The organism is Gemmatimonadota bacterium (assembly GCA_009838845.1).
Classification (GTDB): domain Bacteria; phylum Latescibacterota; class UBA2968; order UBA2968; family UBA2968; genus VXRD01.
Genome location: VXRD01000164.1, coordinates 31,069 through 45,821, shown reverse-complemented (window position 1 = coordinate 45,821; position 14,753 = coordinate 31,069). Strand labels below are relative to the sequence as shown.

Below are 14,753 nucleotides of genomic sequence, written 5' to 3'. Positions count from 1 at the left end.
GGGTGGGCAGGATCAGCAGAAACAACAGCAGGGCCAACAGCCCGATCCCAGAGAGATGACACCCGAGGAGGCGGCTCGAATTCTCAATGCGATGAAGGCGCGAGAAGAAGAGTCTCAGAAGCGACGCAAATTGAAGTTGCGGGGCAGGCGATATGATGGCAATGCATGGTAGGAAAAGATGGATATTTTTGTGCGGTGTTTTTTTTGCTCTATTGTGGGCACAGGGGATTGATGCACAGGATGTGATGATAAGGGCTTCAGTGGATCGGACTCGGGTCGAAGTCGGCGATTTGATTCAGTTCAGGGTGGAGGTTGAGGCCGCGCAGATGGGTAGTGTGTCTGCACCTCAGGTTCCCACGCCTGATGGGTTGCAATTAACGGGTAGTACGTCCTCTACGTCAATGTCTGTCAATATTGTCAATGGCGAGATGACAACAAAGCGCACGACGACGTATGTTTTCTCTTTTCGCGCACAGAGAGTAGGCACCCATGTGCTTGGTCCGGCACAGTTGGCCCATGAAGGTAAGACGCTTCGGTCCGATCAGGTACGCATAGAGGTGGTGAAAAGGAGTGGTCGCCCGCAGACGCGCCCCGCGCCATCAACGGGACGGTCAATGGGACAGTCAGAGATTCAGGAGATTGAACAAAATTTGTTTTTGCAGGCGATTCCCGAAAAGCGGATGGTTTATGTGGGGGAACAGGTGGGGGTGACTTATAAATTGTTTACGCGCTATGATTTGCGAAATGTGCAATACGGCCATGTGCCGACATTTACGGGATTTTGGGCAGAGACTGTGTTTGATGCCCAGCGTTTGAATATGCAGCGGGAGGTTGTCGATGGGCGTGCGTTTAATACGGCATTGCTCAAGCGTTTGGCGCTGTTTCCGACAACGGCAGGTAAGCACACCCTGGAGCAACTTGAGGTGAATTGCGAAGTTGTTGAGGGTCGGCGGTCACGCGGTCTGTTCGATTTTGATCCATTTGGTGCGTTTGACACGCAGCAGGTAGCGGTGCGGTCGGGCGATATAGAAATTGAGGTGATACCGTTGCCTGCTGGTGCGCCGAAGGGGTTTGGCGGCACCGTTGGGAAATTTGAGATGCGTGCAGAGGCGATTCCAGGTACGGTGAAAGCCGGCGATCCCGTTGCGGTGAAGGTGGTGGTGCAGGGGGCGGGAAATTTGCACGCGATTAACGAGCCTATTCGTCCGGAGCGGTCGGGTTTTAAGTTTTATGATCCCAAGACGAATTTGGAAACGCGAAAGCGTGGCACGCGCATAAGCGGACAAAAAACTTTTGAGTATGTGGCGATTCCGTATAAAACAGGGCAGGTGATATTGCCGCCTTTTACACTGGCCTATTTTGATCCTGTGCAGAAGCTGTATAAAACTGTGCAAACCAAGCCCATCGCGTTGCAGGTGACGCCGGGTGAACAGATGCCCCAGCCGGTTGATGGGTTGCCGGGTGAAGAAGTGCGTGCGCTGGGGAGAGATATCCGGTATATCAAACCCGACCGGATGCATTTGGCCGATCAGGGCTTGTTGCTCTATCAGCGCAGTGGGTTTTGGTTTTTGCAGCTAATTCCCGTTTTGGGAGTGGCTGGTGCTTACGCTTATCGACGTCATCGCGTGCGTTTAGAAGGCGATGTGGCTTATGCGCGCAGAAGGCGTTCGCGCTCGGAAGCACAGCGGCGTTTGGGCAAGGCGAGAGGGTTAATGGAGGCGGGCGATAGCGCGGGTTTTCACGGTGAAGTTCACAGGTCTTTGTCGCAGTTTGTCGCAGATCGAACCAATCGTGTAGCAGCTGGTTTGACAGCGGATCAGATTGGTGCTATGCTGGTGGAACGCGGTGTAGATGCACAGGTGATTGCAGGCGTCCAGGACGTATTTGGTCAATGCGATCAGGCGCGGTTTGCGCCGGGGCAGATTTCGGCAGAGCAGATGCTGGCTTTGTTCGCGCAGACCGAAGATTTGATCGGTGCGCTGGAGCGGTGTATTTAGTCATGAGGACGGTGATAGTACGGTTGTTATACCCCGTTGTCGCAGTTGCGATACTTGGCGTAGATGCGGTATTCGCCTCAGAAGCTCTTGTCGCGCTGTACAATCGGGGTAATGAACACTATCGCGCCGGGGATTTTGATGCGGCGATTTCGGCTTATGAGCGCGTTATTGCCCAGGGGCTGAATAATGGTGAGGTGTATTATAATCTGGGCAATGCGTATTTTAAAAATGCGCAACTCGGGCGTGCGATTTTATCTTATGAACGCGCTTTGAATTTGATGCCGGGCGATCGGGATGTTCTGGCGAATTTGCAATTTGCCAATGCCCAGAAGATAGATCGAGAAAACGAAGATGAAGTCAATATTTTGACGCGGATTTTGCAAGCGATTTTTGCTTTTTTTACCCTCAATGCGCTGGCAGTTATGGTTTGTGTGTTTGTTTTTTTAATAGGCGGTGTGGCGGTATGTTGGATTTTTGTGCCGGTCCGTCGTTTGCTATGGGGTGGGTTGCTGGTGGTTTTTGTGGGCGGACTTTTGGGCAGTGCGGCTATGCTGGCGTTTAAGGCGCATCAACACAGCATTCCCAAAGCTATCATTCTGGTAGATGAGGCCATTGGCCGCAGCGGGCCAGGGCCCGACTTTTTACAGGTGTTCGCACTTCACGAGGGCACGAAGGTCGAGATTGAACGCGTTGAAGGTGGATGGTTGTTGGTGCGCCTGCGCTCGGGCCTCGGCGGCTGGATTGAGGCGCAGGTGTTGGAGAGAATTTGAGGAATCATCTATAATGGCGGTGATTATGGACGATACAACTTATAATGCGTGGTTTCGGTGTTTTCGAGGGTGCGAGGGGCGATATGCGTTGACGGATGTGATTTACGCATGCCCAACGTGCGGGGGATTGCTTGAAGTGGCGCACGATATGGAGGTGCTCAAACGCAAGTCGGGCAGTTATTGGCGCGGGTTGTTTGATAAGCGCTATATGACGACAGAATGGCCTTATGGCAGTTCGGTGTGGGGGAAAAAAGAACTGGTCTGCCCCGTAGTTCACGAAGACAATGTGGTGTCGATGTACGAAGGGGGAAGCAATCTGTTTTGGGCCGAGCGTTTAGGGCGCGAAATTGGCGTTGAGGATTTGTGGGTTAAGCAATGTGGTAACAGCCATACGGGGTCGTTCAAAGATTTGGGCATGACGGTGCTGGTATCCATGGTGAAACAGATGCTGTTTGAGGGGGCGCGTATTCCGGCGGTTGCGTGTGCATCTACTGGGGACACCTCGGCGGCATTGGCTGCGTATTGTGCGGCGGCGGGCATACAATCGGTGGTCTTTTTGCCGAGGGACAAAATCTCGACCGCACAACTTTTGCAACCCCTGGCCAATGGTGCGCTGGTGCTGAGTTTGGAGACGGACTTTGATGGATGTATGAGGCTCGTGCAGGAGATTTGCCGCGAGGAGAATATTTATTTGGCCAATTCGATGAATTCACTGCGGGTAGAGGGACAAAAAACGATCAGCATTGAATTGGTGCAACAATTTGATTGGGACGTGCCCGATTGGGTTGTGATTCCCGGCGGAAATCTGGGCAATGTGAGTGCGCTTGGTAAGGGGTTTCTCGAAATGGAAGCCCTCGGTCTCATTGACCGGTTGCCGCGCATTGCGGTTGCCCAGGCCGATAGGGCAAACCCGCTCTACCAGAGTTTTGAAAAGAATTTTGATAGTTTTGAACCGATTCAGGCACAGCCGACATTGGCGAGTGCGATCCAGATCGGCAATCCAGTGAGTCGGGAAAAGGCGATTCAAACGCTCAAAATATTTGGTGGTGTCGTGGAGCAAGCCAGCGAGGAGGAATTGGCCGATGCGGCTGCGCGTGCCGACCGCACGGGTTTGTTTGCCTGCCCGCATACCGGGGTGGCTTTCGCAGCATTGTTCAAGTTGGTTGAAAGGGGTGTGATTCAGAAAAGCGATCGGGTGATCGTGATTTCAACGGCTCACGGGTTGAAGTTTAGCGAATTTAAGCTCGGGTATCATCGGGATCAGTTACAGGACTGGGGTGTCGGCCCGCATTACCAAAATGAACCCGTTGTGTTGCCTCCTGAAGTCGATGCGGTAAAAAAGGCGATTTTCGATCGGATTGAAGCCAACCGATAGTTGACATGGTTGGAGGTTTTGTTTACATTCCCAAAACACAGCTATAGTGAGTGGTGATTTGCGGCATATTGCAGCCACTTTAAACAAGTCGCTAAAAAGTTATTTCCAAAACCGGGCTTTTTAGTCCGGTTTTTTGCGTACTGCGCGGGGCTTTTGTGGCTCCGCTTTTTTTTTGGGAGATGGCGCATGTCTGAAAAGTGCGAGACGCACGCGCCCTGTTCGGGGACACGGGCTGTTCATGCAGGTGAAGAAAGGGGACACTGGGGAAAATCTCTGACGGTCCCCATTGCGCAGACATCGACTTATGTATTTGAAGATACGCATGCGGTTAAAGCGTTTGTAGATGGTCAAAACCCACAGATTGACTATGGGCGCTACGGCAATCCAACACAGCATGCCGCAGAATCCAAGCTCGCAGAATTGGAAGGCGCGGAGGCCGCTATTTTATTTTCTTCGGGTATGAGTGCTGTGACGACTACGCTACTGGGCATGCTATCAACCGGAAACCATGCAGTGATTATGGATGACTGCTATCGCAAGACCGCACAATTTTGCCAGATGGTGTTGCGAAAATTTGGCATTGAAACCACATTTGTTCACGCGGGTGATTACGCCGAATTAGAAGGTGCAGTCAGGGATAACACGCGGGTAATTATTTCCGAATCTCCGACCAATCCACATCTCAATGTGATCGATCTGGAAAAACTGGTTGATATTGGAAGAAGGCATCGGGTCAAGACGATTATTGACAGCACATTTGCCACGCCCTTAAACCAGCGTCCGCTCGAATTTGGCGTCGATCTGGTCATTCATTCGGCGACCAAATATTTGGGGGGGCACAACGATTTGATGGCTGGTGCTGTGCTGGGCAATGCGCCCCTTGTTGGTGCGATTCGAGACTATCGAGGTATTTTGGGAGGGGTGATCGATCCTCATTGCGCTTATTTGTTGATCCGTGGGATCAAGACTTTTCCACTGCGAATGGGTAAGCAAAATGAAACAGCGCTGATGTTGGCGCGGTTTTTGGAAAATCACGATCGGGTAAAGCGCGTGTATTATCCAGGTTTGGAAAGCCACCCACACCACGATGTTGCCAAAGCGCAGATGCGTGGATTTGGTGGGCTGGTAAGTTTTGATTTAGATGCGAATGAGGCAGGTACGCTGGATTTTATTGACCGCTTGAAAATTCCGTGTATCGGGGCCAGTCTGGGAGGGGTGGAGAGTCTCGTTTCGCATCCCGCATCTATTTCGTATTACGAATTGGCGCGCGAAGACCGATTGGCAATTGGCATTGCCGATGAGTTGGTGCGCTATGCCGTAGGCATTGAAGACACCGAGGATATTATTGTCGATGTCGGACAGGCACTTGACGCAGTCTGACATGTGGAAAGCTATGTTTGGCATTATTTTGTTTAATACACTTCGCTCCCTGTTTAATACGCCGCGCTGGTGGGGGAAAATTATCCCGGGCGGCGTATTAAATTTGCCGCCTGCACTGGTGCTGGTGCTGATTTTCACCGGGCAAATTGGGCCTGGGATGGGGGGCGTGTTGCTGATTGTGACCATAGGGCTTTTGTGCATTGCCTGGGGCTACTTATACCGGATTTTTGTCGATGCGCTCAACGGTACTGAATCACTGAACTTACCCCCATGGAGCAATTGGTGGGCTTACGGGGTGGCGGGCTTCTGGTTATTCCTCATTGTCCTGGGATACACTGTCATTGGCGTTGCGGGTTTTGTAATGGTGGTTTCGGTATTGGGTTTGATACCGAGTTCTGTAGAAGAGGCCGGGGCTTTGTCGCTATTGCTGATATTCACGGTTATCTTTTTTTACGGATTTTTTCCCATTGTATTTACGCGATTTGCTGCCGAAGGGCGGGTGTGGATGGCATTTGAACCGGGGCCTGTTTGGCGGGATTTGCGCCAGATTGTGAGGGTCGATTATATTCAAGCGTGTTTTGGTCTATTTGGGATATCTCTGCTCGGCAGTTTGATATTGGGACAGCTATCCCTGATTGGGGTGGTGCTGACTGCTATGTTTAATTTTTTTTTAATGGTGGTTTTCACCCGGGTTTTGGGTCTGTTGATTCGCAGGGCGTTAAAGCCCGGACCGCCTGCGCGAAGTGAATATTGGAATTGAGCATATCGAAATAAAAAAATAGCCGGACCTTCTCTTTTGGGAAAGCCCGGTTATTGTAATTTGTGTGCGTTTAGACTTGCGCCCAGGCCTCGTCGAGCACGCGCTTGGCATTGGCGATAATGATTTCCGAGGATTCCCCTTCCATTGGGCCGACCTCAAAGCTCAAGATGGGGCGCTTATCGGGGTCGAGATAACCGATGTTGAGCAGTTCGCGGAGAAATTCCACAACTTCGGGTACATCGTTTTCGCCATCTTCGCAGCCAAAGCGGGGATGGTTATCGCCATAGGCCGGGTGGTTGGGGTTGGACATTACGCAATTGCCAACGTGCATGTGGACGATGTGATCCCGAGCGATGTTGATGGCGTAAACCGTGCTTTCACCCTGAAGTGGAAAATGGCTCAAATCGAGCATCAGGCCAAAATGGGGATACTGGCGTCTGAGGCGGTTTGAGATTTCAACAGCGAGGGCATTAGGCCCCACAATACAGTTTTTGCCGTAAGGTACGCGGTCAAAGGTTTCAAGTACAATATCCATATTCTTTTCGCCGGCATAGTCGCAGAGTTGGCTCAAAGAATCTACCAGCAGATCGAGACCTTCTTCGCGGGCTTCGGGGCCCGGATCTACACCTGAAAGCAGGGCACAGCCAGGAGCACCGAGTTCTTCGGCTTGGTCAATTCCCGCTTTGACAGCGTCAACAGCACTTTGACGGTGGGCGACATCAGGGGCATTGATATTGAGTTGGTTACCCAGCAGAATGGGTTGCGCGCCAAAAGCCACATCCATGTGGGCAGCGGTGAGCAAGTCGCGTGCTTCTGTTCGCACTTGTGGGTCTTTCATGTGGGTGACTTCAACGACCTGGAAATAGGGATCAAGGGCGATTTTTTCCAGGGTTTCCAAAATGGGACCTTCGCCGCCAAGACAAGCTTTATAGGCCATAAAGTGAACAATACCAATACGCGCATAGTTTTGAATGGGGTCAGTCATTTTGCTCCTTTCACGCCAGGCATCTGATAGAAAGTTAAATGCGGAAAATTGAACTCGGAAAATAGCAAAGGTAGGCAGATTTGTCAATCTGCAATTGGCATTGAGCGATTTTGGTCTTGACTATCAAAATATCTTCTGGTATTTTTTTCAGGCTGTATAGACTGGGGGGTTACCAAAGCGGCCAACTGGGGCAGACTGTAAATCTGCTGGCTTATGCCTTCGGTGGTTCGAATCCGCCACCCCCCACCAAAAACTCCAACAGTTTCCTCCCCCAAGACACAGCGGGCGAGTCAGGCCCACATTGCAAAACACCGACTTCCCGTTTTTTTAAATCTATCACAGGTTTGAGTTTCTACAAAATTCTCTTGACCTGAGACTACCTTTTTCATATCTTGTTAATTCTCGGAAAATTATTTTTTGGCAATACCGATCCCTTTTGTAGAAAAGGGTTGTTTTTTATACATAGCCGGGCGGGAATAGCTCAGTTGGCCAGAGCGTCAGCCTTCCAAGCTGAGGGTCGCGGGTTCGAGTCCCGTTTCCCGCTCCAGAACCTCAAGTGGGGATTGCCCAACGCCCATGTAGCTCAGACGGTAGAGCACTTCCTTGGTAAGGAAGAGGTCACCGGTTCAAGTCCGGTCGTGGGCTCCATTGTTTTTGGGTAGGTCAGTAGCTCAACTGGTAGAGCATCGGTCTCCAAAACCGACGGTTGCGGGTTCAAGTCCTGCCTGGCCTGCCATTTTTTTATTTTATTATGTTTAGCAAAATCAGTCAATTTCTCGGCGAAGTGCGCGTTGAAATGGGAAAGGTCACCTGGCCTACTCGTGACGAACTCAAGTCATCGACTACAATTGTGCTTATATTGTCACTTGCACTGGCCGGATTCATTTATATTGTGGATACTTTTTTGGCGAGTATTATGGAGTTTATCCTGATTTAACGGGATTTTTTGTCAGGGAGTCTTTGGCCGATGAAATGGTATGTTGTCCACACTTATTCTGGGCACGAGAATAAGGTCAAGAGCTATATTGAGGCCGCCAAAGAAAACATCGATGTTGGCGACAAAATTGGTCGGGTGATCGTGCCTACTGAGGAAGTCGTCGAGATGAAGGATGGACGGAAAACGACATCCCTCAAGAAATTTTTACCCAGTTATCTTTTGGTTGAACTGGATATGGACAAAGAGTCCCTATATTTTGTTACCAGTGTGCCGGGTGTGACGAGCTTTGTCGGTCCAGGCCGAAGACCGCAACCTTTGCGCGAAGAAGAAGTAAACCGCATTTTGGGGCAAATTGAGCGTCGCCCCGTTGAGGAAACTTCTGATGTGCCCTATCAAGTGGGCGACCGGGTCAAGGTGATTGATGGTCCTTTCAGTGATTTTATTGGTCTGGTTGACGACATCAATCCGGAGAAGAGCAAGATCAAAGTGATGGTTAGCATCTTTGGGCGCAACACACCCGTGGAGTTAGATGTTTTACAGGTTGAAGAAGCAGTCGAATCGCGATAACGAAAGGCACTAATGGCCAGAAAAATTCTCACAACAATCAAGTTACAAATTCCCGCTGGACAGGCGACGCCGACACCACCGGTTGGTCCAGCTTTGGGACAGCACGGTGTCAATATTATGGAGTTTTGCAAAGCCTTTAATGCACAAACTCAAGATAAACAGGGTTTGATAATCCCCGCGATTATTACGGTTTATGCAGATAGGAGTTTTTCTTTTGAGTTGAAGAGTCCGCCTGCAGCCGTGTTGCTCAAGAGGGCTGCGGGGATTGCCAAAGGGTCGCCGGAATCCAACCGGGAAAAAGTGGGTTCCGTGACCGATGCGCAACTCCAGGAAATTGCAGAAATGAAAGTTCAAGACCTCAACGCGGGTAGCATTGAGGCTGCCAAGCGCATGATTGCGGGAACGGCTCGCAGTATGGGCCTGACCGTCAACAATTGACCGGAGGTATGTATGGCACGAGGGCAATCCAAACGCTATAAACAAGCGGCCGCGCTTTTTGACCGCCAAACGCATTACGGTCTGGCAGAAGCCGTTGATATATTAAAAAAAATGCCCACTCGGAAATTTGACGAAACAGTTGAACTCACGTTTCGGCTGGGCGTTGATCCGCGGCAATCCGACCAACTCGTTCGCGGTACAGTCGCCTTGCCACACGGGCTGGGCAAATCCGTACGCGTTGCAGTTTTTGCCAGAGGTGAGCCTGCCGCTGCTGCCGAAGCGGCGGGTGCAGATTTTGTAGGTGCCGAAGATCTGGTGGAGAAGATCAATGACGGCTGGACAGATTTTGATGTGGCTATTGCCACGCCCGACATGATGGGACAGGTCGGGCGATTGGGACGCATTCTCGGCCCTCGAGGTCTGATGCCCAATCCCAAGAGTGGCACAGTGACACCCGATGCAGCTCGTGCTGTGCAGGAGGCCAAAGCGGGGCGTGTAGAATATCGGGTCGATAGAACGGCCAATGTGCATACGCCTGTGGGCAAAGCGTCTTTTGATGCACCGCGTCTTCGGGAGAATGCCCAGGCATTGATCGATGCAATTGTCAGAGCGCGTCCATCTTCTACAAAAGGACAATACATGCGTTCGGTCACATTATCTACCACAATGGGACCGGGGATACGCCTGGACCGCACGGCACTGGCGGCCAATTGAACAAGGAAGGTACAGAAATGCCAACTGCTGAAAAAGAGGCTACTGTCGCAGAGTTGACAGATATCTTAAAACGAGCCAAAGGGTTGTATTTAACTGATTTTACGGGGTTAGATGTTCCTTCATTTACCCTGTTGCGCAAGCAACTCCGCGAAGAGTCTGTTTCTTATCTCGTAATAAAAAATCGGTTGGCTAAACTGGCGGTTAAACAAGCCGGAGTTGAGGGACTCGACGATGTGTTCCGCGGTCCCACAGGGCTTGTTTGCGCCGATGGAGATCCCGTAGCACCAGCTCGTGTATTGACCAAATTTGCCGAAGAGACCGATGGCAAGCCCGCGATTAAAGCCGGGTATATCGATGGCGAGGTCTTTATTGCAGACCAGATTGAGCGATTGGCCGAAATACCTTCGCGCGATGTACTGCTGGGCCAGATGGTATCTGCAATACAAAGCCCGATAAGTGGCCTTGCCTTTACGCTGAATGGCATTTTGCAAAAACTCGTTGGTACACTTCAAGCTGTTGCAGAAAAAAGAAAGGAAGAAGGCGGCGAATAGGCCGCTTATTACACACCCAATTCATTGTTGGACGGAGGCATATTCATGGCTGTTGAATCTATTATTAGCGAAATTGAAAAACTCTCGGTGCTCGAGTTGGCCGAATTGGTCAAAGCACTTGAGGAAAAGTTTGGTGTGACTGCACAGGCAGCTGTTGTTGCAGCACCCGGCGGCGGTGGCGGTGATGCTGCTCCCGCTGTTGAAGAGCAGACAGAATTTGATGTGATTTTGTCGTCTTCTGGAGACAAGAAAATCCAGGTGATCAAGGTTGTTCGCAGCCTTACCTCGTTGGGGCTTAGAGAAGCCAAAGCTCTGGTTGATGGGGCCCCCAATACCGTTAAAGAAGGCGTGGAAAAAGAAGAAGCCGAACAGATCAAGGCAGAACTGGAAGAAGCCGGCGCGGTGGTGGAACTCAAGTAGGGTTGTTGTAAGTTTGTGCAGCAATACTAATCCGTAACTGACCGTTAGCCTTCCAGCACAGGAGCGTGAGCCCTTGGCAGATAGAGGATTTATTGACCGGAAATCGTACGGAACTCTCACGTCTGCAATCGAAATGCCGAATCTGCTGGATATCCAGCTCGATTCTTATGACTGGTTTTTACAGAAGGATGTACCGCCTGGAGTACGCGAGAAACAAGGCCTCCAGGCGGTCTTCCACGGTATCTTCCCGATCACAGACGCCCACAATCTCTATTCTTTAGAGTTTGTCGATTATTCCGTTGGAACTCCCAAATACGATGTGCAAGAATGTCTCGAACGCGGTACGACTTATGCCGTGCCTTTGCGTTCAACGCTTCGTCTGATTTCTCGTGAAAAGCAGGGAAATGGCGAATTTCGCGTTAAAGATATCGTTGAGCAGACGGTGTTCTTAGGCGAATTGCCGTTGATGACTGATGAAGGTACATTTGTCATCAACGGTTCAGAACGCGTGATCGTGAGCCAATTACACAGATCTCCTGGCGTATTTTTTGACGATGCTATTCATCCAAATGGCAAGCGTTTATTTTCCGCCAGAATCATTCCCGATAACGGAGCTTGGCTCGAATTTAGTCTCGATATCAACGATATTATGTACGTTCATATCGACCGCAAACGCAAACTGCCGGTCACGACTTTGTTGAGAGCTTTGGGATTTGACAAGTCCGAGGAAATTCTGGGCATTTTTCACGGTGATACCACCGTCAAAGTTTCTGAAGAACTCGTCGATCACATTGTTACCGAAGATGTGGTAAATAAAAAGACGGGAGAAGTAATTGTCGAAGCATATACCACGTTGATGGAGGAGCATCTCTTAGCCCTTAAGGAAAATGGGGTCGTCAAAATCACAGTGTTGGATATCGATCCCGAAAACGACGGTGGGATTATTACTAATACGCTGGACAAGGATCCGTGTGACAATGAGGAAGAAGCACTCTCGCGGATTTATAGCCTGCTGCGTCCCGGCGATCCTCCCAATATTGAAACTGCGCGCGGATTGCTCGAGCGAAATTTTTTCAGTCCCAGGCGTTATAATCTGGGTACTGTCGGGCGCTATCGCATTAACCAGCGTCTGGATATGGTCGATAATATTCCGCTCGACTTCACCATGCTGTGTATTGATGACTTTATTAAAGTCATTGACTATCTACTTATCTTGGCTATGGGGGAGGGATTTACCGATGATATCGATCATTTGGGCAATCGGCGGGTGCGCTCTGTAGGCGAGTTGCTCTCCAAGCAATTTAGTATTGGTTTGGCGCGCATGGCGCGCACGATTAGAGAGCGCATGAGTTTGCGCGATTCCGAGCAACTGACTCCCCACGATCTGGTCAACGCACGGACTGTATCTACTGTGGTTCAGGCCTTTTTTGGCAGTAGCCAATTGTCGCAGTTTTTACAGCAAATCAATCCGCTTGACGAATTGACCCACAAACGCCGTTTATCGGCATTGGGACCGGGGGGATTAACGCGCGACCGGGCGGGGTTTGAGGTGCGCGATGTGCATCACACGCACTACGGCCGCATTTGTCCCATCGAAACGCCCGAAGGCCCTAATATCGGCCTGATTGTGTCTGTGGCAACTTATGCCAAGGTCAATCCCTTCGGCTTTCTCGAGACGCCCTATCGGAAGGTCAAAAGTGGCAAAGTTTCACAGGATATTGCATATTTGCCCGCCGATGAAGAAGATCGCCATACCATTGCACAGGCCAATCTAGCGCTTGATGACAAGGGCGAATTTGAAAATAATGTCGTGCAGGCGAGGCGGCGAGGCGATTTTCCTGTGGTCGATCCCGATGCGATTGACTATATGGATGTTTCACCCTTCCAGCTTGTGAGTGCTGCCGCCGGACTTATTCCTTTTCTCGAGCACGATGAGGCCAACCGCGCGTTGATGGGGTCCAATATGCAGCGGCAAGGTGTGCCTCTCTTAATTACGGATGCCCCGCGTGTTGGAACGGGTCTCGAACGCAAAGTTGCCGTTGATTCAAAAGCTGTCATTATTGCGAAAAATGCCGGTGTTGTGACGTATGTCAGTGCCGACAAAATTGTCGTTAAGCGCCGAAAGGGTCGCAGTATTGAAACCATTTCGCTGTCTGATGAGGACATTTACGATCTGACCAAATTCAAGCGATCCAATCAAGATTTTTGTATTAACCAGCGTCCGGCCGTACAAGTTGGTGATAAAGTTGAAAACGGTCAGTTATTGGCCGATGGTTGTGCCACAGACAGGGGAGATCTCGCGCTCGGTGCCAATGTGCTCGTGGCGTTTATGTCGTGGCATGGGTATAACTTCGAAGATGCCATCATTGTTTCTGAGCGGCTCATTAAAAAGGATATTTTTACTTCAATTAGCATTGAAGAATTTGAGCTTCAGGTTCGCGATACCAAACGCGGCACAGAAGAAATCACGCGTGAAATTCCCAACGTTAGTGAGCAAGCTGTTCGCAATCTGGATGAGCACGGCATCATTCGCGTGGGAGCAGAGGTCAATCAGGGCGATATTCTCGTTGGGAAGGTGACCCCGAAGGGCGAAACTGAATTGTCACCTGAAGAGCGTTTGTTACGCGCGATTTTTGGCGAGAAGGCTGGCGATGTGCGCGACGCATCGCTTAAAGCTCCTCCAGGAATGGATGGCGTAGTCATGGATCGCAAAGTTTTTTCTCGCAAAGAGCGCGATGAAAAGACGCGAAATGAAGATAAAGAAAAGACCGGAGTTGCCCAAAAACGCATTGCCTCTAAGATTGAGTCATTAAAACAGAGCCGGGATCAGCAGGTTTTAGCTCTTCTCAAAAACCGCAGAGTCAATACCTTGCGCGATGAAGATAGTACGGTAGTTGTAAAAGCTGGCACGGCGTTGAATGAAAGATCGCTGGAAAAATTTGACCTGGGCACAGTGAAACCCGATGGAGATTGGTGTGATAGTCCAGCGACAAGCCAAAAGGTGGATCGACTGATTGAACTGGCCGACCACTTGATGCAGCAGGCGGAAGAAGAACTCGAGCGAGAGCTTGAAAAAATCGCGCGCGGAGATGAACTTCCGCCGGGCATTGTGCAACTGGTCAAGGTGTATGTCGCTCGCAAAAGAAAGCTGATGGTAGGGGATAAAATGGCCGGTAGGCACGGCAATAAGGGTGTAATTTCGATTATTGTGCCCGAAGAAGATATGCCCTATTTGCCCGATGGCACGCCCATTGATCTGGTTTTGAATCCGCTCGGTGTACCCTCTCGCATGAATCTTGGCCAAATCCTCGAAACCCATTTGGGTTGGGCAGCCCACAAACTGGATCTCCACTTTGCGACTCCTGTGTTTGATGGCGCGAGCATGGACGATGTCCAGGGTATGTTGCGAAAAGCTGATTTGCCCGAAAACGGAAAAACGCTCCTTTACGATGGCAAAACAGGGGAACCGTTTGATAAAGAAGTGATGGTCGGTATCATTTATATGTTGAAACTATCGCATCTGGTTAGCGATAAGATTCACGCGCGTTCAATCGGACCCTATTCACTGGTCACGCAGCAACCTTTGGGCGGCAAAGCCCAGTTTGGCGGACAGCGCTTTGGAGAAATGGAAGTTTGGGCACTCGAAGCTTATGGTGCTGCACACATGTTACAGGAAATGCTTACTGTCAAATCCGACGATGTGGCAGGCAGATCCAAAATTTACGAGACCATTGTGAAGGGAGAAAATCCACCCGAACCCGGTGTGCCAGAATCATTTAATGTTCTGGTCAAAGAATTGCAAAGCCTGTGTTTGGACGTGGTACTTGAAAACGCGCAGATTGACTGACGACATAAGACT

Annotated in this window: 13 protein-coding genes, 4 tRNA genes and 1 riboswitch; of the genes, 16 read left to right on the top strand and 1 reads right to left on the bottom strand. The window is 50.4% G+C overall.

The window, feature by feature from the left end; translation table 11 throughout:
* Positions 1 to 152 precede the first annotated feature (152 nt).
* The 5 genes from F4Y39_23295 (at position 153) to F4Y39_23275 (ending at position 6,282) form a co-directional block, all read left to right on the top strand.
* The gene (locus tag F4Y39_23295; GenBank protein MYC16664.1) at positions 153 to 1,997 is read left to right on the top strand and encodes a protein BatD; all 1,845 of its coding nucleotides are present in this window, start codon (positions 153 to 155) and stop codon (positions 1,995 to 1,997) included.
* Positions 1,892 to 2,767: a tetratricopeptide repeat protein gene (locus tag F4Y39_23290; GenBank protein MYC16663.1), complete on the top strand. Its 876-nt coding sequence runs from the start codon at positions 1,892 to 1,894 to the stop codon at positions 2,765 to 2,767. The genes F4Y39_23295 and F4Y39_23290 overlap by 106 nt, the downstream gene beginning before the upstream one ends.
* A gap of 25 nt (positions 2,768 to 2,792) precedes the next feature.
* Complete coding sequence (gene thrC / locus F4Y39_23285) at positions 2,793 to 4,142, top strand: threonine synthase (protein ID MYC16662.1); 1,350 nt, start codon at positions 2,793 to 2,795, stop codon at positions 4,140 to 4,142.
* A 40-nt stretch (positions 4,143 to 4,182) separates the two neighbouring features.
* Positions 4,183 to 4,258, top strand: a riboswitch (SAM riboswitch).
* Positions 4,259 to 4,328: 70 nt separating this feature from the next.
* Positions 4,329 to 5,522, top strand: coding sequence for an aminotransferase class I/II-fold pyridoxal phosphate-dependent enzyme (locus tag F4Y39_23280; GenBank protein ID MYC16661.1), 1,194 nt, complete (start codon positions 4,329 to 4,331; stop codon positions 5,520 to 5,522).
* The gene (locus F4Y39_23275; protein ID MYC16660.1) at positions 5,494 to 6,282 is read left to right on the top strand and encodes a DUF4013 domain-containing protein; all 789 of its coding nucleotides are present in this window, start codon (positions 5,494 to 5,496) and stop codon (positions 6,280 to 6,282) included. Before F4Y39_23280 ends, F4Y39_23275 begins: the two co-directional genes overlap by 29 nt.
* A 70-nt stretch (positions 6,283 to 6,352) precedes the next feature.
* Here the strand turns inward: F4Y39_23275 and F4Y39_23270 are convergent, their stop codons facing one another.
* Positions 6,353 to 7,267: a sugar phosphate isomerase/epimerase gene (locus F4Y39_23270; protein MYC16659.1), complete on the bottom strand. Its 915-nt coding sequence runs from the start codon at positions 7,265 to 7,267 to the stop codon at positions 6,353 to 6,355.
* A 163-nt stretch (positions 7,268 to 7,430) separates the two neighbouring features.
* On the opposite strand from F4Y39_23270, the gene F4Y39_23265 reads away from it, so the two are divergent.
* The 11 genes from F4Y39_23265 (at position 7,431) to rpoB (ending at position 14,741) form a co-directional block, all read left to right on the top strand.
* Positions 7,431 to 7,516: transfer RNA gene (locus F4Y39_23265), tRNA-Tyr, on the top strand.
* A gap of 221 nt (positions 7,517 to 7,737) precedes the next feature.
* Positions 7,738 to 7,814: transfer RNA gene (locus tag F4Y39_23260), tRNA-Gly, on the top strand.
* A gap of 25 nt (positions 7,815 to 7,839) precedes the next feature.
* Positions 7,840 to 7,915, top strand: a tRNA-Thr gene (locus F4Y39_23255).
* Positions 7,916 to 7,927: 12 nt separating this feature from the next.
* A tRNA-Trp gene (locus F4Y39_23250) sits at positions 7,928 to 8,003 on the top strand.
* Between the two features lie 15 nt (positions 8,004 to 8,018).
* A complete protein-coding gene (secE, locus tag F4Y39_23245) occupies positions 8,019 to 8,204 on the top strand; it encodes a preprotein translocase subunit SecE (protein MYC16658.1) in 186 nt (61 codons plus the stop codon).
* 30 nt (positions 8,205 to 8,234) lie between these two features.
* Positions 8,235 to 8,771, top strand: a complete 537-nt coding sequence (gene nusG / locus F4Y39_23240) for a transcription termination/antitermination factor NusG (GenBank protein MYC16657.1) — start codon at positions 8,235 to 8,237, stop codon at positions 8,769 to 8,771.
* A 12-nt stretch (positions 8,772 to 8,783) separates the two neighbouring features.
* Complete coding sequence (gene rplK, locus F4Y39_23235) at positions 8,784 to 9,209, top strand: 50S ribosomal protein L11 (protein ID MYC16656.1); 426 nt, start codon at positions 8,784 to 8,786, stop codon at positions 9,207 to 9,209.
* Between the two features lie 12 nt (positions 9,210 to 9,221).
* A complete protein-coding gene (locus F4Y39_23230) occupies positions 9,222 to 9,923 on the top strand; it encodes a 50S ribosomal protein L1 (protein MYC16655.1) in 702 nt (233 codons plus the stop codon).
* 17 nt (positions 9,924 to 9,940) lie between these two features.
* Positions 9,941 to 10,474, top strand: a complete 534-nt coding sequence (locus F4Y39_23225) for a 50S ribosomal protein L10 (GenBank protein ID MYC16654.1) — start codon at positions 9,941 to 9,943, stop codon at positions 10,472 to 10,474.
* Between the two features lie 45 nt (positions 10,475 to 10,519).
* A complete protein-coding gene (locus tag F4Y39_23220) occupies positions 10,520 to 10,894 on the top strand; it encodes a 50S ribosomal protein L7/L12 (GenBank protein MYC16653.1) in 375 nt (124 codons plus the stop codon).
* A gap of 91 nt (positions 10,895 to 10,985) precedes the next feature.
* Positions 10,986 to 14,741 carry a DNA-directed RNA polymerase subunit beta gene (gene rpoB / locus F4Y39_23215; GenBank protein MYC16652.1) on the top strand — a complete coding sequence of 1,252 codons (3,756 nt, stop codon included), beginning with the start codon at positions 10,986 to 10,988 and terminating at the stop codon, positions 14,739 to 14,741.
* The last annotated feature ends 12 nt before the right edge of the window (positions 14,742 to 14,753 follow it).